This window comes from Aestuariibacter salexigens DSM 15300, from assembly GCF_000429145.1.
Classification (GTDB): Bacteria; Pseudomonadota; Gammaproteobacteria; order Enterobacterales; family Alteromonadaceae; genus Aestuariibacter; species Aestuariibacter salexigens.
In genome coordinates this window covers 21,867-48,162 of record NZ_AUBH01000017.1, presented here as the reverse complement: position 1 = coordinate 48,162, position 26,296 = coordinate 21,867, and the positions used below count along the sequence as shown (strand labels likewise).

General features: G+C 46.8%; 26 protein-coding genes, 3 tRNA genes and 1 pseudogene. 10 read left to right on the top strand and 20 right to left on the bottom strand.

Annotated features, from left to right (window positions below):
• The 10 genes and pseudogenes from G441_RS0115870 to G441_RS0115825 form a co-directional block, all read right to left on the bottom strand.
• Positions 1 to 293: pseudogene (locus tag G441_RS0115870) on the bottom strand (IS3 family transposase); the annotation flags it as partial.
• Between the two features lie 104 nt (positions 294 to 397).
• Complete coding sequence (locus tag G441_RS0115865; RefSeq protein WP_026377266.1) at positions 398 to 2,284, bottom strand: SurA N-terminal domain-containing protein; 1,887 nt, start codon at positions 2,282 to 2,284, stop codon at positions 398 to 400.
• Positions 2,285 to 2,522: 238 nt separating this feature from the next.
• Complete coding sequence (locus tag G441_RS0115860) at positions 2,523 to 2,795, bottom strand: HU family DNA-binding protein (RefSeq protein ID WP_026377265.1); 273 nt, start codon at positions 2,793 to 2,795, stop codon at positions 2,523 to 2,525.
• 330 nt (positions 2,796 to 3,125) lie between these two features.
• The gene (lon, locus tag G441_RS0115855) at positions 3,126 to 5,513 is read right to left on the bottom strand and encodes an endopeptidase La (RefSeq protein WP_051275661.1); all 2,388 of its coding nucleotides are present in this window, start codon (positions 5,511 to 5,513) and stop codon (positions 3,126 to 3,128) included.
• 135 nt (positions 5,514 to 5,648) lie between these two features.
• Positions 5,649 to 6,926: an ATP-dependent protease ATP-binding subunit ClpX gene (clpX, locus tag G441_RS0115850; protein ID WP_026377263.1), complete on the bottom strand. Its 1,278-nt coding sequence runs from the start codon at positions 6,924 to 6,926 to the stop codon at positions 5,649 to 5,651.
• Positions 6,927 to 7,010: 84 nt separating this feature from the next.
• Positions 7,011 to 7,637 (bottom strand): ATP-dependent Clp endopeptidase proteolytic subunit ClpP, encoded by a 627-nt coding sequence (gene clpP / locus G441_RS0115845; RefSeq protein WP_026377262.1) that lies wholly within the window; start codon positions 7,635 to 7,637, stop codon positions 7,011 to 7,013.
• Between the two features lie 90 nt (positions 7,638 to 7,727).
• Positions 7,728 to 9,029, bottom strand: a complete 1,302-nt coding sequence (tig, locus tag G441_RS0115840) for a trigger factor (RefSeq protein WP_026377261.1) — start codon at positions 9,027 to 9,029, stop codon at positions 7,728 to 7,730.
• A gap of 192 nt (positions 9,030 to 9,221) precedes the next feature.
• Positions 9,222 to 9,297, bottom strand: a tRNA-His gene (locus G441_RS0115835).
• A 112-nt stretch (positions 9,298 to 9,409) separates the two neighbouring features.
• Positions 9,410 to 9,486: transfer RNA gene (locus G441_RS0115830), tRNA-Arg, on the bottom strand.
• A gap of 25 nt (positions 9,487 to 9,511) precedes the next feature.
• A tRNA-Pro gene (locus G441_RS0115825) sits at positions 9,512 to 9,588 on the bottom strand.
• Between the two features lie 258 nt (positions 9,589 to 9,846).
• On the opposite strand from G441_RS0115825, the gene folD reads away from it, so the two are divergent.
• Positions 9,847 to 10,701, top strand: coding sequence for a bifunctional methylenetetrahydrofolate dehydrogenase/methenyltetrahydrofolate cyclohydrolase FolD (folD, locus tag G441_RS0115820; RefSeq protein ID WP_026377260.1), 855 nt, complete (start codon positions 9,847 to 9,849; stop codon positions 10,699 to 10,701).
• 10 nt (positions 10,702 to 10,711) lie between these two features.
• On the top strand, positions 10,712 to 11,260 hold the full coding sequence (locus G441_RS0115815) for a DUF1415 domain-containing protein (RefSeq protein WP_026377259.1): 549 nt from the start codon (positions 10,712 to 10,714) through the stop codon (positions 11,258 to 11,260).
• Here the strand turns inward: G441_RS0115815 and G441_RS0115810 are convergent.
• From G441_RS0115810 to G441_RS0115795, 4 genes are read right to left on the bottom strand one after another with little or no spacing between them, the layout of a single operon-like run.
• On the bottom strand, positions 11,257 to 12,252 hold the full coding sequence (locus tag G441_RS0115810; RefSeq protein WP_026377258.1) for a DUF4340 domain-containing protein: 996 nt from the start codon (positions 12,250 to 12,252) through the stop codon (positions 11,257 to 11,259). The two genes, G441_RS0115815 and G441_RS0115810, sit on opposite strands and share 4 nt — an antisense overlap.
• Entirely contained in the window at positions 12,249 to 14,105 is a 1,857-nt protein-coding gene (locus G441_RS0115805) for a GldG family protein (protein WP_026377257.1), read from the bottom strand. The genes G441_RS0115810 and G441_RS0115805 overlap by 4 nt, the downstream gene beginning before the upstream one ends.
• Positions 14,106 to 14,107: 2 nt before the next feature.
• On the bottom strand, positions 14,108 to 14,842 hold the full coding sequence (locus G441_RS0115800; RefSeq protein ID WP_026377256.1) for an ABC transporter permease subunit: 735 nt from the start codon (positions 14,840 to 14,842) through the stop codon (positions 14,108 to 14,110).
• Positions 14,842 to 15,765 (bottom strand): ABC transporter ATP-binding protein, encoded by a 924-nt coding sequence (locus G441_RS0115795; protein ID WP_026377255.1) that lies wholly within the window; start codon positions 15,763 to 15,765, stop codon positions 14,842 to 14,844. Before G441_RS0115795 ends, G441_RS0115800 begins: the two co-directional genes overlap by 1 nt.
• A 195-nt stretch (positions 15,766 to 15,960) precedes the next feature.
• On the opposite strand from G441_RS0115795, the gene tsaA reads away from it, so the two are divergent.
• The 3 genes from tsaA to G441_RS0115780 all read left to right on the top strand — a co-directional run bounded on the left by tsaA (position 15,961) and on the right by G441_RS0115780 (position 19,436).
• Positions 15,961 to 16,665, top strand: coding sequence for a tRNA (N6-threonylcarbamoyladenosine(37)-N6)-methyltransferase TrmO (gene tsaA / locus G441_RS0115790; RefSeq protein ID WP_026377254.1), 705 nt, complete (start codon positions 15,961 to 15,963; stop codon positions 16,663 to 16,665).
• Positions 16,666 to 16,747: 82 nt separating this feature from the next.
• A complete protein-coding gene (locus G441_RS0115785; RefSeq protein WP_026377253.1) occupies positions 16,748 to 18,472 on the top strand; it encodes a proline--tRNA ligase in 1,725 nt (574 codons plus the stop codon).
• 124 nt (positions 18,473 to 18,596) lie between these two features.
• Entirely contained in the window at positions 18,597 to 19,436 is an 840-nt protein-coding gene (locus tag G441_RS0115780; protein ID WP_026377252.1) for an MBL fold metallo-hydrolase, read from the top strand.
• A gap of 224 nt (positions 19,437 to 19,660) precedes the next feature.
• Here the strand turns inward: G441_RS0115780 and G441_RS0115775 are convergent, their stop codons facing one another.
• From G441_RS0115775 to G441_RS0115760, 4 genes are all read right to left on the bottom strand, one after another.
• Entirely contained in the window at positions 19,661 to 19,981 is a 321-nt protein-coding gene (locus G441_RS0115775) for a hypothetical protein (protein ID WP_026377251.1), read from the bottom strand.
• Complete coding sequence (locus tag G441_RS0115770; protein ID WP_026377250.1) at positions 19,981 to 20,247, bottom strand: hypothetical protein; 267 nt, start codon at positions 20,245 to 20,247, stop codon at positions 19,981 to 19,983. The genes G441_RS0115775 and G441_RS0115770 overlap by 1 nt, the downstream gene beginning before the upstream one ends.
• A gap of 8 nt (positions 20,248 to 20,255) precedes the next feature.
• Complete coding sequence (locus G441_RS19725; RefSeq protein ID WP_156896395.1) at positions 20,256 to 20,429, bottom strand: hypothetical protein; 174 nt, start codon at positions 20,427 to 20,429, stop codon at positions 20,256 to 20,258.
• A gap of 165 nt (positions 20,430 to 20,594) precedes the next feature.
• Positions 20,595 to 21,305 carry a hypothetical protein gene (locus G441_RS0115760; RefSeq protein ID WP_026377249.1) on the bottom strand — a complete coding sequence of 237 codons (711 nt, stop codon included), beginning with the start codon at positions 21,303 to 21,305 and terminating at the stop codon, positions 20,595 to 20,597.
• 276 nt (positions 21,306 to 21,581) lie between these two features.
• Between G441_RS0115760 and G441_RS0115755 the strand changes: the two genes are divergently transcribed.
• From G441_RS0115755 to G441_RS0115740, 5 genes are all read left to right on the top strand, one after another.
• Positions 21,582 to 22,478 carry a hypothetical protein gene (locus G441_RS0115755; RefSeq protein WP_026377248.1) on the top strand — a complete coding sequence of 299 codons (897 nt, stop codon included), beginning with the start codon at positions 21,582 to 21,584 and terminating at the stop codon, positions 22,476 to 22,478.
• Between the two features lie 133 nt (positions 22,479 to 22,611).
• Positions 22,612 to 23,211 (top strand): site-specific integrase, encoded by a 600-nt coding sequence (locus G441_RS0115750; RefSeq protein ID WP_026377247.1) that lies wholly within the window; start codon positions 22,612 to 22,614, stop codon positions 23,209 to 23,211.
• A 105-nt stretch (positions 23,212 to 23,316) separates the two neighbouring features.
• Positions 23,317 to 23,766, top strand: coding sequence for a hypothetical protein (locus tag G441_RS18895; RefSeq protein ID WP_034475386.1), 450 nt, complete (start codon positions 23,317 to 23,319; stop codon positions 23,764 to 23,766).
• 12 nt (positions 23,767 to 23,778) lie between these two features.
• Positions 23,779 to 24,246 carry a hypothetical protein gene (locus G441_RS19420; protein ID WP_051275660.1) on the top strand — a complete coding sequence of 156 codons (468 nt, stop codon included), beginning with the start codon at positions 23,779 to 23,781 and terminating at the stop codon, positions 24,244 to 24,246.
• Between the two features lie 65 nt (positions 24,247 to 24,311).
• Positions 24,312 to 24,887 carry a hypothetical protein gene (locus G441_RS0115740; protein WP_026377246.1) on the top strand — a complete coding sequence of 192 codons (576 nt, stop codon included), beginning with the start codon at positions 24,312 to 24,314 and terminating at the stop codon, positions 24,885 to 24,887.
• 228 nt (positions 24,888 to 25,115) lie between these two features.
• On the opposite strand, the gene G441_RS0115735 is transcribed toward G441_RS0115740, so the two are convergent.
• Positions 25,116 to 25,520 (bottom strand): hypothetical protein, encoded by a 405-nt coding sequence (locus tag G441_RS0115735; protein WP_026377245.1) that lies wholly within the window; start codon positions 25,518 to 25,520, stop codon positions 25,116 to 25,118.
• A 195-nt stretch (positions 25,521 to 25,715) separates the two neighbouring features.
• On the bottom strand, positions 25,716 to 26,291 hold the full coding sequence (locus G441_RS0115730; protein ID WP_026377244.1) for a hypothetical protein: 576 nt from the start codon (positions 26,289 to 26,291) through the stop codon (positions 25,716 to 25,718).
• Positions 26,292 to 26,296: the final 5 nt, after the last annotated feature.

Below are 26,296 nucleotides of genomic sequence, written 5' to 3'. Positions count from 1 at the left end.
TTCATTTTCGTGTCGGCCAACTGTTGTTCGAGCTGTTTAATACGTTGTTCCGGCGTCAACTCTGTTTCTTGCTCGCTCATGGTTGCTCCCCGTTTAAAAAACCTGGGTGTGCCTAAGGACCAATCTAGACGACCATGCCTGCGAAGCCAAACTAAAACTGTCGAACTACCCTGAATACCATACTTGTATTGAGCTTGTTGATACGTCAACTCTCCCTTTTCTACCTGATCAACAACTGCCAATTTAAAAGCGAGGGAATAATCACGCTGAGTTCGTCTATTTATTGAATGCATTACACTCTCCAAAAAAGGTTGGAAAAGTGTCAACGCTATTTAGGACGGGTCATCAGACACAAAAAAGGAGCGATAATCGCTCCTTTTTGACAACTCTCTGATGCTTAGTTGAACACTCTTACATCCGCGCGCGAGCGCATTGAGTCGATCATGTCGCTATACAAAGCCTGACTGCGGCTAGAGGCTAAACGCTGCTGCAGTGACGCCAGCGCATCATCCTGCGGCATATCAGCCTGATTAACGGCAGTGACCTGCACCAGTCCCACATCGCCAGAGCCAAGTTCAACGACCTGAGTATCTTGTCCTGCACCCGGCGCAAGCGTGAACAATGCTTCACTGAGGTTTGGCGGCAGCTGTCCTGAATAGCGCGCGACAGCACTTTGTTCCTGCCACTCGAGAGACTGCTGTTGCAGCAGTTCGCCGACGTCCTGCTGTTCATCAAGCTTGGCTTTAAGCTCCTGAGCCCAGGTTTTGGCGGCCTGCTGCGCTTTTTCTGCGATAAGCGTGGCGGTAATTTTCTCTGACACCTCATCCAATGTGCGTGTACGCTGTGGCTTATGCTCTACCACGCGGATAACAATCACATGCTCATCGTCAAGTTCAATCAGATCGCTGTTCAGGCCACCTTCCAGCACGTCATCAGAAAATGCCGCGGACAGCAATAACGGGTTATTCACCTGATTGGGTGGGGATTGTCTTGAGAACAGAGGCGTAGTCTGGATCTCTTTGTTTGCAACCGCAGCCACTTCGTTAAGGCTATCCGGCACTTCAAATGCGACCTCAGCCATGCGCTGCTGAATGTTATAGAACTCTTCTACCGCTTTGTTGGTCACAATGCGCTCGCGCAGCTCTGCGGCCACCTCTTCAAGCGGCGTGATCTGTTCGGGTTTCAGGTCAGTCAGTTTGATAATGTGAAAACCAAACTCACTGCGCACGACGTCAGTGATATCACCCACGTTTGACAATGCAAACGCTGCCGCTTCGAACGCAGGATCCATCATGCCTTCTGTCAACCATTCCAGGTCACCGCCATTTTCGGCACTGAAGGTGTCATCTGATTCAGCAGCAGCTACGTCAGCAAAATCTTCACCAGCAGTGATACGTTGCAACAATGCTTCAGCTTCAGACTGCGCAGCGTCTTCATCTTCACCAAATTCAACCAGAATATGTGATACACGGCGCTCCTCATCAGTGCGGAATTCTGCACCGTTAAGTTGGTAATACTCTTCAACTTCCTGCTCTGAAACCGTTTGATTCGGTTTCAGGTCGTCAGCGCGCAGTTCAACAAACGCCAGGCTCACCTGTTCCTGAGTATCAAACTGACTGATATTGTTCTGATAGTAGGCATTACGTTCTTCATCAGATACGTCCACCGATGCTGCAAACGGATCCGCAGGCACGATGACAAATCGTGCATCGCGAGTCTGCTGTTCAAGTGCGTGGGCACGTTTTGCCTCACCAGGCAACGTAAACTCACTGGCTGCCACCGCTCTTGCCACCTGCTCACGGGTCATTTGCGCACGTAAATAATCTCTGAATGCGCTAGGCTGATAACCTGCCTGACGTAAAATTGCCAGGTATCTCTCATTATTGAACTGACCGCCCAATTGAAATTCTGGCATTTGCAAAATGGCATCACGGATCTGCTCATCACTGACACGCATTCCGGCATCAGCCGCATATTGCTCCAGCAGTTTATCGGCGATCAGTCTATCCAATACGCCAGCCCGGAACGTCGCAAGATAATCTTCCTCGGCAAACAGTGCCGCAAAGCTCTCACCAAACTGCGATTCCATTCTGGCCCGCTCATTCTGATAGGCTCGCTCCAACTCGGATAAAGGAATCGGCTCACCGTTTACTTCTGCTGCTGCATCGTTACCGGAAGCAGTAAGGTATCCGCCAACGCCGGTAAAAATAAAGCTCAATATCACGAGCCCAAGCACTGCCAATGCCCAAAAACCCTTCGAGCCTTCTCTGATTTGTTCCAACATTATCGTTTAATAACTCCGTACGAATGTTTGCCAGTGGGTGGTAAAATTTTTGTCGCGGGATTATAGCGTATGCGAGGGCCCTATTACCATCTCGGCAAGCCCTTTAATACCATCGAGGAACCCCTAAGGAATCGAGTGCTGAGCGCGTCATGCTCAGATTATTACGCGGCAAACAGAAACAAAAAAGGCGATGCATGCATCGCCTCTTTCATGTTAGGACGTAATTAAGACATGGGTCTTAGTTACAGGCATCCTTTAGTGCTTTACCAGCTTTAAAAGAAGGTACTTTTGCAGCTGAGATTTGAATTGTCTCACCAGTCTGTGGGTTACGACCGCTACGAGCTGAGCGTTCGCGAACAGAAAATGTACCGAAACCGACAAGTGCAACTTGGTCACCATCCTTCAACGCTGCAGTTACTGCGTCAGTAAAGGCGTCAAGTGCTCTACCCGCAGCCGCCTTAGAAATGTCTGCACTCGCAGCAATTGTATCGATGAGTTGAGACTTGTTCACAATATGATCCCCTTCAATTGTTATTATATTGCGTGGCACGCAATGTTATTGTGCGCGACCGTTATAACAAGCTTGAAATTTAACTTCAAGCTAAGATTTACAATTTTTTAACTTCGTGTGAATCGCCGCCACCCCTTTACCGTCAATGGCTGGAAGCCTTGACACAAGTGCAATGAGAGAGCGAATCTGGTTTAAAGGCTACCACAACTATGCAGACTTGGAAGCCCCTAAATCTAAAAAAATGTGTTTTTTTAGTTAATCAGAACAATTTTTAACCAACTTGGCGCAAAAGCCCACAGGACGTGGGCTTTACGCACAATATGCGTGCAATTAACTGGCCAGATCTGACTTCACTGGTGCAAAACCTTCAGGCGGCTCCTGAAGTGCGATTTCCAGTACTTCATCAATCCACTGCACAGGATGGATTGCTAAGTCCTGCTTCACGTTGTCTGGAATTTCCTCCAAATCTCTCTCGTTATCCTTAGGAATAACAACCGTGGTAATGCCACCACGATGTGCCGCAAGCAGCTTCTCTTTCAGGCCGCCGATTGCCAACACTTCGCCTCGCAGGGTGATTTCGCCGGTCATGGCCACTTCACATCGCACAGGATTGCCGGTCAGACAGGACACCAGAGCCGTACACATGGCAATACCTGCACTAGGGCCGTCTTTAGGCGTAGCGCCCTCAGGGACGTGCACGTGGATATCGCGCTTCTCATAAAAATCGGCATTGATGCGCAACTTGTCGGCGCGACTACGCACGACTGTCATTGCCGTTTTGATGGACTCCTGCATGACGTCGCCAAGCGAGCCAGTGAAGGTTGTTTTACCTTTACCTGGTACCGCAGTGGTCTCGATAGTCAGCAGGTCTCCGCCAACCTGAGTCCACGCTAGTCCGGTAACTTGACCAATCTGGTTGTTCTTATCGGCTTTGCCATAATCATGGCGCTGTACACCAAGAAATTCTTTAAGATTGTCCTGTGTGACAACCACCTGTTGCGTAGAGCTTTTTAACAGAATTTGCTTGACCGCCTTGCGACAGATCTTGGAAATTTCACGTTCCAGACTCCGCACCCCAGCTTCACGGGTGTAATAACGAATAATACCGATGATGGCCGATTCCTGTATATCCAGCTCACCTTTCTTCAGTCCATTTCGCTCCATCTGCTTGCCGATCAGATGACGTTTGGCAATGTTCAGCTTCTCATCTTCGGTGTAGCCGGCCAGACGAATTACTTCCATTCTGTCTAACAAAGGACCCGGAATATTCATGCTGTTTGATGTCGCGACGAACATGACATCGGACAGATCATAATCGACTTCCAGGTAGTGATCGCTGAACGAGCTATTTTGCTCTGGATCTAATACTTCCAACAGCGCAGAAGCAGGATCGCCGCGCATATCGGATGACATTTTGTCAATTTCATCGAGCAGGAACAGCGGATTTTTCACGCCTACCTTAGCCATTTTTTGGATCAACTTACCCGGCAAAGAACCAATATAAGTACGACGGTGCCCTCTGATCTCGGCTTCATCGCGCACGCCGCCAAGTGCCATACGCACGTATTTACGCCCCGTTGCCTTAGCAACAGATTGCCCCAATGATGTTTTACCCACGCCTGGCGGACCAACAAGACACAAAATTGGCCCTTTAAGCTTCTTCACGCGCTGTTGCACGGCCAGATATTCAATGATGCGTTCTTTGACCTTCTCCAGACCATAGTGGTCGGCATCCAGAATCTGCTCTGCCTTAGCCAAATCTTTTTTAACCGCACTACGCTTCGTCCATGGCACGTTGGTCAGCCAATCGATATAGCTGCGCACCACCGTCGCTTCAGCCGACATTGGCGACATCATTTTCAGCTTTTGCAGTTCGGCCTCGGCCTTTTCTCTGGCTTCCTGAGGCATTTTGGCATCGGCGATTTTTTTCTTCAGCGTTTCGAACTCATCTGGTGCTTCGTCTAACTCGCCCAATTCTTTCTGAATCGCTTTCATCTGCTCATTCAGATAGTATTCTCGCTGACTTTTCTCCATCTGCTTTTTGACGCGAGTGCGAATTTTCTTTTCTACCTGCAGCAGATCGATTTCGCCTTCCATCAGCGCCATCAGATATTCAATGCGTTCGTTAACGTCGAGCATTTCCAGCACTTTTTGCTTCTCGGTTAATTTGAGAGGCATATGTGCAGCCATCGTATCAGCCAGACGAGCGGCGTCTTCGATACCACTTAACGAGGTTAAGACTTCCGGTGGTATCTTCTTGTTGAGTTTTACGTAACCTTCAAACTGTGAGATAGCCGACCGGATCAGGACTTCCTGCTCCTGCTCTGGCAGAGGCACATCGTCCTGACTATTGACCAGACCGACGAAATACTCTTCAGTTTGCAAAAACTTCTCTACCTGACCTCTTACGCTACCCTCGACCAACACTTTTACTGTGCCATCAGGTAGCTTCAAGAGCTGCAGAATGGTGGCGATGGTACCCACTTGATAAATGTCGTCAGTGGTAGGTTCGTCCACGCCTGCGTCTTTTTGTGCGACCAGACAAATTTGCTTGTCATTCTCCATTGCTGCTTCAAGACAGCGGATTGATTTTTCCCTGCCGACAAACAGCGGGATGACCATATGCGGATATACCACAACATCGCGCAGCGCCAACACCGGCATTTCAGCCTGGTGTGCACCGCTTTCAGATTGCTGAGCCTGTTGCTCTTTGCTCATACTTTTCTCTTTAGCCTGTCCGAATTAGGTTGTATATGGGGCTGAGCCGTCAAAGTTCAATCAGCAGATTACACGACTCAAAAATTGCGTCTGTTGACGCTAACGGAAAGAGGCCCGTGCGGGCCTCTTTGGATATTACTCTGAAGCAGCTTTTTTATCGCTGCTGTTATCGTAAATGAGAATGGGCTTGGACTCTCCCTTGATCACCGTTTCGTCAATGACCACCTTACTTACGTCTGTCATCGACGGTAAGTCGTACATGATGTCCAATAACACCGCCTCAACGATTGAACGCAGTCCACGAGCGCCGGTTTTGCGCTGCATTGCCTTGCGCGCTATTGCATGCAGAGCATCATCACGGAATTCAAGCTCTGTGTCTTCCATCGCAAATAACGCTGCATACTGTTTAGTGATAGCGTTCTTGGGTTCACGCAAAATCTGGATCAGCGCATCTTCGTTGAGCTCCTCAAGACAGGTTACCACCGGCAAACGTCCAATGAACTCAGGGATCAGGCCATACTTGACCAAATCTTCCGGCTCGACCTTTTTGAATAACTCACTGAGCGCTTCGCGATTGCTGCTGTTCTTCACTTCAGCACCAAAACCGATGCCTGTGCCGGTTTGAGCACGTTGCTCGATGACCTTATCCAAACCTGCAAATGCGCCGCCACAGACAAACAGGATCTTAGAGGTATCCACCTGCAGGAATTCCTGCTGAGGGTGCTTGCGACCACCTTGAGGAGGTACCGATGCGACCGTACCTTCAATCAGTTTAAGCAGTGCCTGCTGCACGCCTTCACCGGATACGTCCCGCGTGATTGACGGGTTATCTGACTTACGGCTGATTTTGTCTATCTCGTCGATATACACAATGCCGCGCTGCGCTTTCTCAACGTCGTAATCGCATTTCTGCAGCAGCTTTTGAATGATGTTTTCGACGTCTTCCCCGACATAACCGGCTTCAGTCAGCGTCGTGGCATCGGCCATAGTAAAGGGTACATCCAACAGACGTGCCAGCGTTTCGGCCAGCAATGTCTTACCACTACCGGTGGGGCCGATTAACAGAATATTACTTTTGCCCAGCTCAACGCCGTCATGCACATCGCCGTTTCTGAGCCGCTTATAATGGTTATATACCGCAACGGATAGTACTTTTTTCGCATGTTCCTGACCGATGACATAGTCATCTAGGTGACGATGGATTTCATGCGGTCTGGGTAGCGCGTCCTGCTTCTGCTTCGGCGCAATTTCTTTGACTTCTTCTCTGATGATGTCGTTACACAACTCAACGCACTCATCACAAATGAATACCGAAGGACCCGCGATCAACTTGCGCACTTCATGCTGACTTTTGCCACAGAACGAGCAATAGAGCAATTTGTTGTCGCCGTCGCTGCCTTGTTTATCAGTCATCTACACTTGCCTCATTACAACATTCGGGATTCAGATTTCACTACTACAGTGTTGACCCAAATGTGTTACTTCTCAACTTAATTGCTAGTTAGTTACCGCATCCAGGCGGCTAGTGAGTACCTGATCGATTAGACCATACTCTTTTGCCTCTGTCGCCGACAGAAAGTTATCTCTGTCTGTATCTTGCGCGACTTTTTCATAAGGCTGACCAGTATGTTCTGATAATAATCTGTTCAGCTTTTCTTTTATCGACAAAATTTCACGAGCATGAATCTCAAAATCGGAAGCCTGCCCCTGAAAACCACCTAATGGCTGGTGGATCATCACTCTGGCGTTGGGTAAACAATAGCGCTTACCTTTGGCACCACCGGACAGCAGGAATGCTCCCATGCTGGCAGCCTGACCTACACACACGGTGCTGACGTCCGGCTTGATAAACTTCATGGTGTCATAAATCGCCATCCCGGCAGTCACAGAACCACCTGGTGAGTTTATATACAGAAAAATATCCTTTTCTGGATTTTCCGCTTCCAAAAAAAGCATCTGTGCGACGATAAGGTTGGCCATATGATCTTCAACCTGACCGACCAGAAATATGACGTTTTCTTTTAATAAACGCGAATAGATATCATATGAACGTTCACCCTTGGCGGTCTGCTCAACGACCATTGGTACCAAGGCACTTTGTGGATCTAGTAATGAATGACTCATAGAAATGATGATGTTCCAAAAAAAATGCTCGGGGGATACCCGAGCATTTAATCAGTAGCTGACCCGTGAAGTCAATCAGCTTGGGCGCATTTACGCCTTTTTGTTCATGATATCGTCAAACGCTTTTGACACCTCGTTAACCTTGGCCTGAGTTAGTACCCATTCGATAGCCTGGTCTTCAAGCGCAACGTTTTGCATCTGCTGCATCATTTCCTGATTTGACTTGTAGTAGTCGATTACTTCCTGCGGATCTTCGTATGCTGAAGCCATACTTTCAATCAGCTCGTTAACCGCTTTTTCGTCCGGCTTAAGCTCGTTTTGCTTGATCACTTCACCGAGCAACAAACCGACCGATACGCGACGCTTGGCGTTGTCTTCAAACAGGTCAGCAGGCAGGTCAGGTACATCTTTACCACTCTGCTGAGAGAAACGCTGCTTCGCCTGTTCGCGAAGTTGATTAACTTCCTGCTCGACCAGCGCTTGTGGCAGGTCAATCGCATTCTTTTCAAGAAGACCAGCAATAACCTGCTCTTTCACGTTTGACTTTAACGTTTGATCAAGCTCGCGCTGCATGTTTTTGCGTACTTCTGCTTTCAGCTTTTCAACGTCACCGTCTTCGATACCGAACTGCTTGGCAAATTCTTCGTCCAGTTTAGGCAGAGCTTGTCCCTCTACCTTCTTAACTGTGATGGCAAACTTGGCTTCTTTACCCTTTAACGCTTCTGCGTGGTAATCTTCAGGGAACGTCACCTCTGCGACCACTTCTTCACCTTTTTTAAGACCAACGATTGGGTCTTCGAAACCGGGGATCATGCGATCTTTGCCCAGTTCCAGGGGGAAGTCTTCCGCTTTACCACCGTCGAACTCTTCTCCGTCGATAGTACCAACGAAGTCGATGGTCACACGGTCGTCTTTCTTCGCTTTGCGCTTTGCTTCTTTCCAGCTTGCATGCTGTTTACGCAGCGTTTCCAGCATGTTATCGAGGTCTTTATCAGAGATTTCAACAACGGGTTTTTCTACTTCGATCTTATCCAGGTCTTTCAACTCGACTTCTGGGTAGATTTCGAATTTAGCGACAAACTCTAAATCTTCACCGTCTTTATCTTTAGTGAGTTCAAAGCTCGGCATGCCTGCAGGTGTAATTTTTTCCTGAACGATCGCTTCGTAGAAGTTACGTTGCATCACATCGCCAGCGACTTCCTGACGTACGGCTTCGCCGAAACGCTTTTTGATAACGCTAACAGGGACTTTACCGGGGCGGAAGCCATTGATGCGCTGTGTCTTAGCCAACTGCTGGAGACGGCCTTTTACCGCAGTGTCAACTGATTCAGCGGGGACGGTAATCGTAAGACGGCGTTCTAGACCTTGAGTCGTCTCGATTGAAACTTGCATTTTATTACCTCAAATTGGACGCGCCCGGGCGCTTGTTTTAGGCGGATTGCTTTTAAAGGACGCCGGATTATACAGGTTGTATAAATGTGAGTCGAGCGCTTATGAAGAAAATACACACCCAACAGCGCTTGTGAATGCCAGAAACACACAACCGAACAGAAAAAAGTGCTGATTTATAGGGAGAAGAGAAAATGGGGTGGACGATGGGATTTGAACCCACGACAACCGGAATCACAATCCGGGGCTCTACCAACTGAGCTACGCCCACCATAGAAATGGTGCAAATCGTTAAACTACAACAATTCGGATACGTTGATTCGCTTACTACGGTGGACCTGTATTATGTGCTGACACATAACGGTTCTATTCCTGTCCGTCGCTGGCGCGTCCGGCAGGATTCGAACCTGCGACCCACGGCTTAGAAGGCCGTTGCTCTATCCAGCTGAGCTACGGACGCTCGGCGAATCCGACGTCAAGTGAAGTGGTCGGTGAGACAGGATTTGAACCTGCGACCCCTTGGACCCAAACCAAGTGCGCTACCAAGCTGCGCCACTCACCGAATTTCACTTTGTGCCGTAACGTGTGTACATCTCTGTACCGCTACGGGGGGCGCATATTAAAGAGTTTCCCTACCCTCGTCAAACACTTTTTCAGGGCATTTTTTTTACTTGCCGATTTTTGCAGCAGTACGGAATTACAGGCGTACATTTGTTCAACAATTATCGCTCAATTCCTCGACCGAACACCTTGTAATTGAATCAACGCTAAACCTTGTGGGACAATACCCCATTGTCCACTACTTCAATCAATCTGCCTCATGTCAGCACTACAGATCGACGGAAAGCTCATCGCACGTCAAGTCCGACAAAACGTTGCCACCCATGTTGAATCACTCATTCGCTCAGGAAAACGGGCCCCCGGTCTGGCGGTGATCCTGGTTGGCGGTGATCCTGCATCGCAGGTTTATGTGAAAAACAAGCGTAAGGCCTGCGAAGAAGTCGGCTTCGTTGACAAGTCATTTGACCTGCCTCCTTCTGTCACTCAGGAAGAGCTGCTGGGTTTGGTGGATGACCTAAATAATGACCCGACAATCGATGGGATTCTGGTTCAGTTGCCCTTGCCAGCCGGACTGAATGCCGAGCAGATATTGGAACGCATTCATCCGCATAAAGACGTCGACGGCTTTCATCCATACAACATCGGCAGATTGGCTCAGCGTATGCCTTCGCTAAGGCCCTGCACGCCGAAGGGCATTATGACGCTGATTGAGTCCACCAAGCGGCCAATTAAAGGCATGGATGCAGTCATCGTTGGTGCATCAAACATTGTTGGCCGCCCGATGTCACTGGAGCTGTTGCTGGCAGGCTGCACGGTAACAACATGTCACAAATTTACCCGCGAGTTACGTGCCCATGTCGAGCGCGCTGATTTGCTCGTGGTAGCGGTTGGTAAACCGAAGTTTATTCCGGGAGAGTGGATCAAGCCCGGTGCGATAGTGATTGATGTTGGCATCAACCGCAACGACAAAGGCAATCTGGTCGGTGACGTCGATTTTGATACGGCGGTCGAGAGAGCCGGTTGGATCACACCTGTACCAGGTGGTGTCGGGCCCATGACCGTCGCGACGCTGATTGAAAATACCCTCGAAGCCTACGTTAAATTTCATTCCTGAGGCGATCTTTTTGCATTCTGACGACAACATTCGCAAGGCTATCAATCGCTGGCTGGACGATGTTGTCGTGGGGCTAAATTTTTGTCCTTTCGCCAAAAAAGAAATCGTCAGCCAACGTGTGCGTACTGCCCTGGTCAAGATGACCGGTACTAAAGACGTACTGCATGCTCTGCTTGAGGAGATCTACCTACTTGATAACGATCCGCAGATTGCGACCAGTTTATTGGTGCTTTGCGAAGGTTTTGACTACTTCGATGATTATTTAGATGTACTGAGTATCGCAGAGCAGTTACTTGAGCAGAGTGGTTATCGGGGCGTCTACCAGCTCGCCTCTTTCCATCCGGACTATGTGTTTGCCGACTGTGATGAAGACGATGCAGCGAATTACACTAACCGTGCACCCTATCCCATATTACATGTGCTGCGAGAGCGGCAATTAAGTGACGTACTGGATCGTTATTTAGAGCCGGAACGCATTCCAGAGACGAATATTAAAAAAGCCAGAGAGCTTGGCGCGCAGCATCTTCAAACCTTACTACGCGCCTGTTTTGATGATTAGTTAGCTTGTGTATCGTCGCTACCTTGCTCGACTGGCTCGGCCAAAAAATCTTCTATTGATTTACTCAACTGCTGAGCAGTGAATGAGCTGATGGTGTACTGCCATTGCTGCCAGTATTCATTGCCAGTTGCCGAGGTCAGCTGCAAAAAGTGATTTTCTGCATCGTCTGTGGCAACCTCAACGGTGACTGACTGCCCATCAGAAAGGCTAACGTTAAGCGATGATTGCAGCGTGTAAGTCTGCCACATTGCGGGTTCAAACACAGCAAGCTCGGTAAATCGCAATGACGCCAATGTTGAGCTGACACCGTCAAGCACCGAATCGTATACAAGCTCTCGATTGGCTGGCATGTTCTGCAAGGCAAAACCGCCTTCCTCTGTGCGTTCCAACACCCAACCTTGATCTCCGGCACGTTCGATGCGAGTTATCGTTTCAGGCTCAACAGACCAGATAGGCTGTTGTAACCAGTCTACGCTGTCCTCAGGCAACGATAATGTACGATCAAGCAGCCAGCTCTGCAGCTTTTGTGGTTGTCGTACAAAATGACCGCTGCCATTGCTGGCACGATTGCCTACCAACAGATGCCAGTAGGCGTTACCTGCGGTCAATTCGATGCGCACTGACTGACTGTCTTGCGCATCGAGTCCTTCAACGCCAAGACGGGCATAGTTTTCCGCCCGTGCGGTTTTCATTTCATACAGTTTCGCATCAAGCAGCCCTTGCAGAAGTTCAGACAATTTTTGTTCAGCGACCGGGAAGCCATTGGATGACTGAGCAATGGATTGCCATTGGCCATTCTTTTGCTTGGCATGCAGAATGATGCCATTGGCATCGGCAATACGAATTTCATCCAGCTGTTGCGCGTTTTGTCTAAAGTCGCCCATCAGTTGTTCTGACTGCGTCTGTTCAGGTTGCTGCTGAAAAATAACGTAGGTGCCTGCCGCGACAGCAACAATGGTTGCTAATAATAACCAGGTTAATCGGTTACTCATGCTTTATTCTCCCCCATATTTCCCGCACGCAGACGAGTTAAACGGGCCAGTCCCATCAAAAGCAGTACCAGGATAATCGGTGCAGCGGCAATATTGATGAACTTAATCAGATTTCCCAGTGCATCAATATCCTTATCGAGCTGATAACGCACTTCGCGCAGCTCTTTGCGAATATCGATACGCTTCTGGATAAAGGCATCAATGGCCGCCTGCTGCTCATCTGATAATACCAGCGCGCCGCCCTCGCCCGGCTGTCCCTGCAATTGTGCAAGCTGTGCTTCGGTGTCACTGAGCTGCTGTTGCAGTACCTGCTCCTGTTCACGGAAAGCCTGCTCAGCGGCGACTTCCAGCTGTTGAACAACGGTGAATGGACGGGCAAAAGTACCACGACTGCGAACGCTGATTAGCGCATTGTTGCCGCCCAGGTTCTCTACCGCGTTAGTAAAAAAGTCACCATTGTTAGCAAACGGCGTGAATATTGTCTGGCCGAAGAAGTTTGCCTGTTGTACCCAGAAACGGTCAGCCAGCATATCAACATCGGCAACCACGATGACGTTGAGCTCACCAGTCTGCTGGATATGCTCAACCCCCTCAGCGAGTTCACCCGGGGCACTTTCAAACGCTGAATTGGCACCGCCTGACAAACGTGCTGCCAGCGTATATACCGTGTTGCTGTTCTGGTAGCTACGCGACAATTCTTCTGGGTCACGCATCATGGCATAGGCTGATGCATCCATCATGTCAGTATTCTCGGTCGATACGATCAGCGGCGTGAATTCCACTACGCTGTCAGCTTGCTTGCTAAGATGACCGAAACTTGCTCCATTGATAATCTCCAGGCTGGCACTGGTGACATCGTCACGATCCAGCTGCTCAGCTGCTAGTCCAAGGAAACCAAAGTGTCGGGTAACGCCACCAGCCTGAGTACGAATATCCAGTCCAGCTTGCGCATCTAGCACAATATTACTCAGGTCGAGGTCTACCCCCCAGCCGGATAACAGGTTACCGAGGTCTGAGGCATTGGGTCCCATTCCTCCCATCATCGCCATCTGGTCTGATTCGTAATGCGGGTCAACAAAGGCCAGCACACGACCGCCCTGCATAGCATACTGGTCGATATCATAGAGTAATGACTCGCTCAGGTTTTGTGGGTGAACCAGGATCAGTACATCAGTTTCCTGAGGTAGTTCTGCGGCATCGCTGCCAATCTGCTGTACCTCATAAAGCTGTTGCAACTGAGTGAAGAACGTCATGGGTGGGTCAAAACGTCCGGTCATCGGATTTTGCCCGCCAGACAGCGATAGGTCAGTCAGTAATGTAACGCGCACCGGCTCAGGATCGGTGAGCTGGTAAATCAACTTGCTGACTTCATATTCCAGAAAGCTCTCTTTCTGTGGGTCAAAGAAGCCAATAGTGAGCTGGTCATCCAGCGCATTTGTGCCTGCCAGTCCAAGATAAATAGCATCGCCAGCTGGTCCTATTGTCGCTGCTGTCAGGCCGAACTCTGTGGCCTGGTCCTCTGCCTCAGAGAAAGGCTCAGGGTCGATCAGATGCAGACGAATCTTGCCGTCAGCGGCTTTGCTGTATTCCTGCAACAGACTTTCAACTCTGTTCGCATAATTGCGTAAACTGGTCATCCCTTTAGATGCATCATCAGAGAAGAAAAAGTACAGATTGATAGGTTCGTCAATCTCATTGAGGATTTGTTCGCTGCCAGATGACAGTGAGTAAACCTGATTCTCAGTCAAATCCAGTCGCACGCCATCAAGAAACTGGTTATTCAAAAATACCAGGGCAAAAAACAATACGGCCAAAAGCAGACCGCCAAACCAAGCGATTGTTTTATTATTCATTCTTAGTCCGCCTTCTTTTGCTCAATGATCAGCAAGCCGGCATACAGCCAGGTTGCCATCACCAGTAAAAAGTACACTACGTCATTGGCTGCCAGCACACCTTTGGCCATCGATTCAAAATGGGTCAGGAAACTAAACGAGGCGATGGTGTCGAGCAGCACTGAAGGCGCCCAATCCTGAAACGCATCCAGCACAATATTGCTGCCGCTGACGACAAACAGGAAGCACACCACGATTGCCAGAATGAAAGCGACAACCTGATTTTTTGTGAGCGCTGACATGCACATTGAGATTGCCAGAAAGGCGCCAGACATCAGCCAGCTGGCCAGATACGCCGCAATGATAATGCCGTTATCCGGATTGCCCAGATAGTTCACCGTTAACCATAAAGGGAAGGTCAGTGTCAGTGCCAGACCCAGTACCAGCCATGCCGCCAGGAACTTTCCTAAGGTAGCTTGCCAGGTCGTGATGGGCAGTGTCATCAACAGCTCAATGGTGCCTGACTTACGCTCCTCAGACCAACTGCGCATGGCAATGGCCGGAACCAGAAACAGATATAGCCAGGGGTGAAAGTTAAAGAACGGCAGCAAGTCAGCCTGACCCCGTTCAAACAGTCCACCGATAAAAAAGCTAAAAATGCCGGATAAAATTAAAAAGATGGCGATAAATACATAGGCCACTGGGGTGGCAAAGAAACTGGAAAATTCTCGTTTGAAAACAATACTGGTCATGTTCATTAGCGCTGTCCCTCCTGCGTAATCTCTCTAAACACTTCGTCCAGCCTACCTTGTTCAATAAATAATGTATCCACCGGTAATTTGTGTCGCTGCACATGTTCTGTGACATGATGCAGGATCTCTTTGCCGGGCTCTGGAAATAACGTCACCTGGCCGCTTTCCTGCTCGACCTGCATATCGGCCACCCCATCCAGCTCAGCCAGACCGGTAATGTCGGCGCTATAGCTGAGTCGTAGCGACACCGCGCGGTAGTAGCGGGATTTCTGTAGCAGTGCATCAGGCGTACTATCAAACAGCAATTTGCCTTGGGCAATAATCATCACCCGGTTACACACTGCGGTCACTTCTTCGAGAATATGTGTTGAGATGATCACAATTTTGTCTTTCGCCAGATGGCGAATGAGCTCTCGCACCTGATGCTTTTGATTGGGATCCAGGCCATCAGTCGGCTCGTCCATAATCAGGATATCAGGGTCATGAATAATCGCCTGAGCTAGCCCCACCCGGCGTTTGAAGCCTTTCGACAGGTTTTCAATCGGTCTGTCGAGCACGCTATGCAATTCGACCTTAGCCACCACATCAGCAATGCGCTTTTGTTTTTCTTCCCCCTTGAGGCCTCTCACTTCAGCAATAAAGTTCAGAAACTGCAGCGGTGTCATATCACCATAGGCAGGTGCGCCTTCAGGCAGGTAACCGATTTTTTCCTGTATCTGCTTAGCAGACTGATCAATCGCCATATCGGCAACCCGTATCTCGCCGGCTGAAGGGTTGAGAAATCCGGTCAGCATTTTCATCGTAGTCGACTTACCAGCGCCGTTGGGGCCAAGAAATCCCACTACGTCGCCGGGCCTGATATCAAAACTCAGATTGTCCACGGCGACAAATTCACCGAAAGACTTAGACAGATTTTTTACCGAGATCATAGTATTCCCGTTATGATTCAGAGGTTGTTAGCGTTTAATTAAACCAGGGCATGTCCTGGTTACATCTGCGTGGGTATGGATATAGTGCCCTAATCCGCAATTTCAATAAGTATAAAATCGACAAACGACAAAATGTTTGTGAATCTTATTGCTAATCATCGACAATAGCGCATCAGGCAAGTTCCAAGATACACCGTGACAATTAGCATTCAACCCATCGGCCACATATCGACGCCGTTTGACCAGAAATTTGCCATTCCACGACAGGCCAATGCGCTCAGCTGTGCACGGGGCATTATTCATTTTGCTGATGACTACGCCGACCCTAACACCTGCCGGGGATTGGAGCAGTTCAGCCACCTGTGGTTGCTGTTTCAGTTTCACCACACCGTCGAAAAAGGCTGGACGCCGACAGTAAGACCCCCGCGCCTTGGAGGCAATCAGCGCATAGGGGTATTTGCCAGTCGCAGCACCCACCGTCCCAACGGATTAGGCATGTCAGCAGTGAAGTTGTGCCATATCGACCACCGTAACGGGCGCCCTGTCATTCATGTACAGGGAGTAGACCTGCTCAACGGTACCCCCATTATTGATATCAAGCCTTATATTCCCTATGCCGACGCCATCAGCGAAGCGAGTGGCGGTTTTGCACAAACCCCGCCTGAACACATTCCCACTGTATTTACAGACCACGCCAGTGCGCAGCTGCACAAATTGTGTAAAACCTTTGCAGACGCGCAAGATCTTATATGCAATGTGCTGGGACAAGATCCCCGCCCCGCCTACCGAAAAGCATCTCAGGACGACCGGGAATATGGTGTAAGTCTGTACAATCATGATGTTCGCTGGGTGGTAAAAGATAACTGCAATGTCGTGATCAGCATTACACCTAACGATTAGAGCGCGTTTGTTGCTTTAGCCCACGCAGATGTGCTGATAGAATGTCGCCCGCTGAAATTTAACCACAGGAAACTCCTCACTAATGCGTACCAGTCAATACCTGCTGTCTACCCAAAAGGAAACGCCCGCAGATGCGGAAGTTGTCAGCCACCAGCTGATGCTTCGCGCCGGCATGATCAGAAAATTGGCATCCGGGTTATATAACTGGCTGCCAACCGGTCTGAGAGTGGTCAATCGCGTGGCAGCTATCGTACGCGAGGAAATGAATAAAGCTGGCGCGATTGAAGTGTCTATGCCTGTTGTCCAGCCTGCCGACTTGTGGCAGGAGTCAGGAAGATGGGAAGAATACGGACCCGAGCTTTTACGCATAAAAGACCGCCACCAGCGTGATTTTGTACTCGGTCCGACTCACGAAGAAGTGATCACCGGGATCGTCAGAAACGAAATCAGCAGTTATAAACAACTGCCTATCAACCTGTACCAGATACAAACCAAATTTCGCGATGAAGTGAGACCTCGCTTTGGGATCATGCGCAGCCGCGAATTCATCATGAAAGACGCTTACTCATTTCACCTGACGCAGAAAAGTCTGGAAGAGACCTATCAGGCCATGTACCAGGCGTATTCGAATATCTTTGATCGCATCGGGCTGGAGTATCGCGCGGTTATAGCTGATACCGGTTCAATTGGCGGCAGTGCATCCCATGAATTTCACGTGTTGGCCGAATCCGGTGAGGACGCCATTGCCTTCAGTACCGAGTCGGAATATGCCGCCAACGTCGAGATGGCTGAAGCCGTCACTTTAGGTAACAAAGCTGACGCCACTGCTACTCAGCAAAAGGTGGCAACACCTGAGGTGCACAGCATTGACGAAGTATGTGACTTTCTAAACGTGACGCCTGAACAATGCGTGAAAACCTTGCTGGTGCTTGGCGAGGCGGATGAAAACGGCCAGCAAGGTCTGGTCGCACTGGTAGTACGTGGCGATCATCAGCTCAACGCCATTAAAGCGGAAAAGCTGCCCGGCGTATTTGCCCCACTGACCATGGCCACGGATGAGCAGATCCGCAACGCGGTCAATTGTTCGGTTGGCTCACTCGGTCCTATCGACCTGCCTTGTCCGGTGTTTATTGATCGCAGCGCGGCTATATTGAGCGACTTCGTTTGCGGTGCGAATGATGACGGTTACCACTTTACTGGCGCCAACTGGCCGGCAGAGTTGACAGACAATATTGTCGATATTCGTAACGTTGAGGCCGGCGATCCGTCGCCTGACGGTAACGGCGTGCTGGAGATTAAACGCGGTATCGAAGTAGGACATATCTTCCAGCTCGGCGATAAATATTCTAAGGCCATGAACTGTGGCGTACTGACCGAATCAGGTAAGCATCAAAACCTGACTATGGGTTGTTACGGTATCGGCGTTACCCGCATTGTCGCGGCGGCTATTGAGCAAAACCACGATAAATACGGCATTATCTGGCCAGACGCTATTGCCCCTTTCACGTTAGCCATCATCCCGATGAATATGCACAAATCCCATCGCGTTCAGGAAGTCGCCGAAGCCATTTATGCCAAAGCGCAATCACTGGGTATTGATGTGCTGTTTGACGATCGTAAAGAGCGTCCGGGCGTGATGTTCAATGACATGGAGTTGATTGGTATCCCGCATACCATCGTGATCGGTGAGCGCAATCTGGATAACAAACAGGTGGAGTATAAGTCACGTCGCAGCGGTGAAAAGCAGCTTCTTGATATTGATAATCTGGACGTTGCGCTGCCCGATTTGCTTGGCCTGACTGCATAAGTATGCGATCCGATTGCCGGATATTATTCGGCAATCGCTTTGTAGGGTGTAAAAAGTTGTATTTGCCGTTATGCTTGTAGCAGTGTCATAGAACTGATGGCCGTTACGGGCTAATGCAAATTACATGCAACTAACATTTTTTGGTGTCAGAGGGTCTATCCCTTCTCCAGGTCCCGAGTATGTACGCTATGGCGGTAACACCGCTTGTGCGCATATCGTCCTGAATGATGGCACTGATATTATTTTAGATGCGGGCACGGGGATCAAAAACCTCGGCCATGAGTTGCTTAAAAAACACACTGATATCCATCTGTTACTGTCCCACAATCACTGGGATCACATTCAGGGTTTCCCGTTTTTCTTACCCATTTATCAGCAAGGTAGAAAGATCATTATCACCCCAGGCGTGACCGATGCCGATGAGCCAGACGCCGTGCTTAAGCAAATGTCTGGCAGTGTGTTCCCTGTCGACTATAAAACCCTGCAGTCAGACGTAAAAGTCAATATCGTGCCACAGGGTACAGACAGCTGGACACTGAACAGTGCTAAAGTCAGCCGCTTCGCCATGAATCACCCCGGCGGCGGCAGTGCCTATCTGATCGAAGCGGATGGTGCGAGTATTGCCTACATCACTGATAACGAGCTATATCCGCCGTATGAAAAAGCCACGGATTTTCAGGAGTGGGTGACTTTCGCGCAAAATGTCGACCTGCTTATTCACGACGCGCAATATGTGAAGCAGGATATGCCACGCAAACTCGGCTGGGGACACTCAGTCGCAGAGGAAACCATAAAGCTTGCCATGGCCTGCAATGCCAAACAGCTGGCGCTATACAGTCACGATCACAATCGCACCGATGAAGAAATCGACGAAATCGTCGCTCACTGCGAAGAGTATGCAGATATTGTCGGCGCTACGGTGGATGTGTTCGGCGCCCGGGAGGGGCAGACCATTACCTTTTGAAGATAATGGTCTTTACGCACTTACTCCCACTCAACAAAATCAAATACCTAAATTGTTGTTTTTATTAGGTATTTTTTTGACTGTGAAACCAATGTGAAAATCCAACATCATTGTTAGTGCTCTAAACTCTTAATTAAACTTCGGATTTTTCACACTGTGAAGCACATGTGACACACGACTTTTTAGAGTATTCCCGTACGTCTTGGTATGTTTTAGAATAGAAATCACCGTCTCCTTGATTTTCTTCTTTTACTCAACAGCACAACAGACAACCCTAGCGCAGTAATGCTTCCGCTCTGATTGCGAAGCTCTTGAAGTCCATTACAAATCTCAATCAAAGCTCTACTGACATTATTTAACTGGTCCGGAATATCACCATTATTCCGGTGCAGGTAACTTTTTGCATTATTAAAGTGCTTGTTAGCCGCATCCCCATGCTTTTTGCTTTGCGAAGCATAAGCTATAGCTGCCCCTGTTCGGATAGTTCTTTCCTCTAATCGCTCTGAATTACCAAACTGCATTCTAAGTTGATTAAATGTTTTCATTACCAGTTGATGTCCACACCTGACTGATAAAAGAAGGGAGTGGGAGGTTCAATTTCATTATTCAATTTCTCAACCTTGGGGAATACTTCCGAGTTGAGATACGCGATGTATTCTCTTATTGCAGTTTCAATAAATTTTTTCTTGGAGATGCCATCAGCATGTAGCAGACCGACACCTTTTGTGCGGGCTTTCTCAATGTCTCTCCATAACCCCTCATCCAGCTTCAGAGTATATGCTATGAGCTTTTGCTCTCGGTTTATTTTCATTTTTTCTCCTACGCCAAATATAGTTCTAATATTTTTTGGCGATTCAATTTTTCTTGACGAACAACTGAGAGCAACCACTCGCGCTCTGTGTCATTCAGCCCTTCTTCGGCAGATAGAGCTGTACGAAGCGCTTTGTATTTAAGAACTTCCTCTCTGAACAATTCATTTGAGTCAGTTTCCACTAATGAAACCTCCTATTCTGTTAAGTTGCAGGCTAATCCAAGATAATGATTGTTAAGTTTTTATTTTGACGAATCAGCCGTTCTATCTGCTTTTGGGTTTCTTTTGCTTCCTTTAGCCTGACCGATAAGATTTCATCACTTGAAAAGTGAATAGCGTCAATGGCGTTACGCGACTTCAGTTTTAGTAGCGCTGCATGTTTTGTAAGCTGCATTATTGGATGCTCCGCCTGTTAGTTTGGTCTTTCTTCCGGGATGATTGAAAACAAGCGCAGTTAACGCTTCTTGTGAATCGTTTGAACCTAACTGCACTTGCTTAAGACAATAAGAGCTCCAACGATATTCGTCTGTGATTTTTCTGATACATACGCTACCAATTACGTTATTAAGACTGGTCAAACATTTTTCTCTGAATGCACATGTCGGTAACAAGAAATCTCCAGACGATTCTGCTTCAAAGCATGAAAGAAATTTATCTTGCCAATCATGGTGTATAGCAAGAGTCGCATGTATATGAGGAACGCATAGCTCGCGGACTTCACGTGACATGTGTTCAATCACGCCCCAAGACTTAATTCGCTGCTTATCGTAGGTATTCCTCTTGTAGTTCGGGCATATATAACTGCTAAGTCGGTGAATAAACGAGCTGTAATAATCACTACACAGTTCATTTCTAGCGTCATCGTCAAACCATATTCCCTCTTTATGAACGAATGATTCATTTGCGGTGAGCGTCAGAGCATAAAGTGAATGCTCATCAGGATGACGTTCAAGAGCCTGATGAAATTCTTTAGTCACTTCAGCGACAAGCTTTTTCTCCATCTCATCAATGAAATAACTCTTAGAAGTTTCAGCTAATAACCTATTAATTTCTTTCATGTAGACACACTAATCCTATTACTCATTACACTGAGCAAAACAAATTGGGTTTACGGAGTATCAAAGACATTGCTACCTGACCTTGTTGGTCTGGTGTTTGTATCTTTATCCACTTTTATTTATATCTTGAGGAGTCCCTGGACATACTTTTTTCACAAAAATATTTATATTTTTCATATTGTTGTGCGCCCCTCAAAGACAGGAGTATTATCTCACCAACAGGAAGGGGTATCATTTTAAAGATTTACACGACATATAATTTGCTACCCTTTAAAAATGAAAAAATTAATCCCTTTGAGCGAAGCTTCGTCTTATGAAACGCTCTACACACACAAGTTCTATTCCATCAACGATATTCAGCTTGAGTTTTCAAAGCCGATTAAGAAAGGTGAGCTGAGAGGTATTTATCCAGAACTAGGACGGGATAGTTCTTATTCTTCACGCGTCGGGGAAACGGGAGGTCTTCCCAAAGCTATTCAATATTACAGAATGTGGTTTTTATATCTAAAACTGGCTCTAGAATGTGAACAAAAGCAGATAGAAGTTGTAATCAAACCGAATACCTACACTAAGCGCGCAGGTGGACGAACTACGTTTCACGTACCTCGTGAGACAAAATATCTAACTGTAGACCGGGAGTTTTATAAGGATTGGAGTTTAGACGAGGTCTTGGTTCGCAGCTTTGACAGCTGGTGGAAAGATCATCGGTATCTATTTGAAGCATCAATTCCTGAAGTCATAACTGATAAGACAGTAGAAACTGATGACGATCACGTCTATCTAAAAATTGACAAGCGATTTAATTGGGATGATTTACACATTTTCTTAAACAAAGAAATTCGCCGTCGTATCAATCAACCACACAAATATCAAGTTGTTGGAAAAGCTCGTTATATTCAGCTTCTGAATAGATATAACGCCGTTGTGTGTTGTATGCATGGAATGAGTGCAAAACAGATTTTTACTGACAGAGCTTGCTATATGAGAGCGCCAGACGAAGCGGGTACGAGAGTTGACGTTGGCGGGTCACTCGCAGTCAGTGAAACGAAATCTGGGAAATTAAAATATTCAGGAGCATTTCGGAGGCAATACGACGGCGGTATTTTTCATCTTCTTGAAGTCTGTGAAGGTCGTTTTGGAGCGGGCTTCTCTAAACAAAACAAAACTGATTAGATAATCTGTGTTTCATAACGAGTTTGCGTAACTCATTGTTTTATATGGATTTATTTTTACTCTTGGTATTGACCTATAAATTGACTAATTATATTTTGTAAGTATTTGATGAAAACATAATGAGTTGTGAGTCATGGCACTGCAAAGACAAAGCAAAATACTAACACCAGCACAGGAAAAAGCGGTTCTGCACTACATAAGCGAAAAGCGGAACGCTATCCGAAATAGAGTTATCTTCCTACTGTCTGCCAAAGCGGGCTTAAGAGCGAAAGAGATTGCTTCCCTCACATGGGAAATGGTAGTTGACGCTAACGGAGAAGTAGGTGACTGCTTGCATCTTACCAATACAGCATCAAAGGGTAAAAACGGTGGCAGGGTAATTGCGCTTCATAGTCTTTTGAAAGCAGCTCTCAAAGAGCTACTAGCTAGACAGCGAAAGCAATACTCTTTCTCCTTTAGTTCGTCAGTAATAATGACCGAGCGTTCTAGGTCTACATCCCCTCAAGTAATCGTAAATACATTTTCGCGCTGGTATGGTGAATTAAGCTTTGTAGGTTGTTCATCTCACTCAGGAAGAAGAACATTCATCACGAATGCAGCAAAGAAAATCAGTGCAGTTGGCGGTTCTTTGAGAGATGTACAGTATTTGGCAGGTCATTCTTCGTTGCATACCACCCAGCGATATATTGAAGCTGATTCTGAAGCTAAAAAGAATGTAATCAGACTACTCTAGAGAGTGATGAATCGTCCCCAGTGCATGTGCATCATCCGTGCAATGCTCATTATGCTTCTTTACACTAGATTGCATGTGATTGCTTTAATGTGAGCAGAGAGCCTAATGAAAATTAAAATGCACGTTCTTTTTATATCTTTTATCTCATCTATTTTGTTGACTGGATGCGGCGGAGAAACTGGTGAAAAGCCTTGGCATCCATATTCATACAGTGACTCATATGGTGATTTTTATATATGGCTTGCATCTGAATCATATGAGGACAAGGATACTTGCATAAAAGCAGCAAAATATGCTCTTTCCGACTCTGAAGACCCCTCATTGGAAGACCCTCATGGGTGTATCTTTTACAGCAATAATTACATCTTAGCCGCTTACAACTATTGGTTTAACACCGACAGAGAACATATTTACTGTCTTTTTGAAACTTATAACCCTGACGCTGTTGAGAACAAATCCAGATATTACCCTCTACTTAAATCTACGAAGAGAGAAGATATCAAACCAGGAAGCGGAGAATGCATTACTGAGCCAGATACTTCTTCATTTTTGTAACGAGGGAATATTTTGAACTTTCTAGAATCGTTAACAGCAGAGTGGTATGGGTATCAAGGATACTTTGTCCGTACAAACATCAAAGCCAACCGGCGAAGTAATGGTGGTTACAACAACGAAATAGATATTCTTGCTTATATGCCCTCAACAGGTGAACTGGTGCATGCAGAAACATCATGGGATGCGATGACTTGGGAAAGGCGAGAAGAGCGATACATTTCAAAGAAGTTTATCTTCACCAATGAGCAATATGCCGAGATAGTTGGATCTGTTCCTTCAACAATTAAGAAAAGAGCAATAATTGGAACATCCAGAACGCAACCGAAGGAGATTTGGGGTGATGATATTGAAGTTACTACAGTACCAAACTTCATTTCAGAAATAACCAACGGATTAAAAGGGAAGCATCCAATGCGCGAAGTCATACCTGAGACATATCCGTGCTTGCGGTCATTTCAGTTTGTTTTGGCTTATGGTTGACGTAATTAAAGTTGCAATAATCAGAGATCAGCAAAGACATTTATAGTTTGCAAAAAGGTGCAATTATGCCTGCTAATGTTCAATCAACGATTTATAGATATCTAGACCTCGGAAATGCAGCGCATACCATTGAGCAGTTACTCTACGAACCCGATAGTATGATAAGGAATGACGAGGTAATCGCCGGACAAGGTAACCTTCGTTTTGCTGCTCTTTTGCTTTATATGTTTGAGTTTGATGGGTTTATCAACTGCGCATTACAAGAAAAAACAGGAGATGACAGCGCAGCGGACGAAAAACTTACCTTGAAAGAAAGAATTAAAAAGTTATATGAACTTAGTAACTTAAGTGCAAACGTTTGTGGTGAAGCCCCGTTTCAAAATATTTTAAATCTCTTCAAATTGAGAGATTCGCTAGTACACCCCAAGATTGAATACAGCGCATTTACTGACGAGCAATGTGATGGTCCTGTCTCAAATGAACAGCTAAGTGAATACTTAACTACGCAGTTACTCCAACTGGGGGAACCCTCAAGTTTCGCAATGCATAAAAAGTTGCTTGAAGATGCCAAAAACAAAATAGTAGAAGAATGTGACGTAAGCTCAGCTCATGCTAGCTATGTGACAGTTTCAAGCGGATAGATATGAAAGAGTCGGAGAGATGGTGTAACAATATTTCGCTCGGTTGGGCGCAATCCCATATGACAACATTCATCACGAATTAGATTGAATCTGACGAGCCGTTCTGCTCGTCAGGTATACCTTTGCACAATGCTATCGCCACATTCAAGATGAAGCGACTAACCTGTCTTAATGAAAAAATAGAGGAGAGAGCAAAATTAAAGTTCTATTTTGTTTATTGTCTTAATGTCATTTTGTGATGAAGCACTTCCCTATTGCCATCGTCGTCATAAAATCGCCGCCGCTAACAAGGTAAGCATCGTATATTTCGTCAAGCTCGGTTTCGTATAAATCAAGTAAATCACTAGAATCTCCGACTAGATTTAACTTCCCAGCAGCCCAAGGACCTCTATTCAACAAATACCAATTTTCGCTATTTGTCGCTCTCTCTATATCTGAACTCACTCCCGTTTTATCTGTCGTTTTACCATCTACAATTTCCAAATAAGCTCTTGTGTTTATCCATTCACTATTATTCTCTTGTAGATGCAACCAGCGATTATACTTCGTAAACTCGCACCTGAGGTCAGGAACTTTTGATAATGCGCCTCCAGCAAAAAAGAAGAAAATAAGAAAGAAATTTAGTCTCATCATGCTTAAACGTCCGTTACCATGTTACCCACTGGTAGCAAAACTCTAACAGCGCTGTTTTCATCAAAAAAGCTGACAGTCGCACCACATTCAAAACATGTTACCGCACGCCCCTTATCTAGACCCTCCTACCAGGTGATGCTTGAGTCCATTCTTCTAAGTGGTAGATCAGATATACGCCACTGCAATTTAACTGTTTTAATTTTGATACCGCTTTACGTCATTGTATTGATTTCTGAAGCTAGTCATTTCCTCTTTACTGAAAAAGCCTAAGCGTTGAATTTCATTTAAAGCTATTGAACCATCAAACACTCTTTTCCCGAAATGAACATCAGTCAATTCCTTCTCACAAGCATAAACGTCCTCCCCTAAATCATCAGGTTTGTATCCGTTTGCAATATCAAGCATACACTTATATGCACAGGCTTCTTCTGCCGATAAATGCGGATTATTTAGAAGAGGCATTGCCCACTTTTTTGACTCTTCAGTAAGGAATTCTCTCTTGACTGAAATCGGATCAAATAGCGCAGAGAGAATTCCATAAAGAAAAAACAAAACGCCTAACCATGATGTAAGAGACACCAGAATATTAAGCAGCATTATCTTCAGATGCCTGACAAAAAACGAATGCCCGTCACCAAGATACGGAGATACTTTTCTCAGGTTCTGATAATACGTATACACTCCACCTATTCGCTGGATAGCAGTTTCGGAAATTCTCTTTACATAAAACATGACAAAGCATGCGGCAACGCCTAGTAAATATAATTCCATCACCC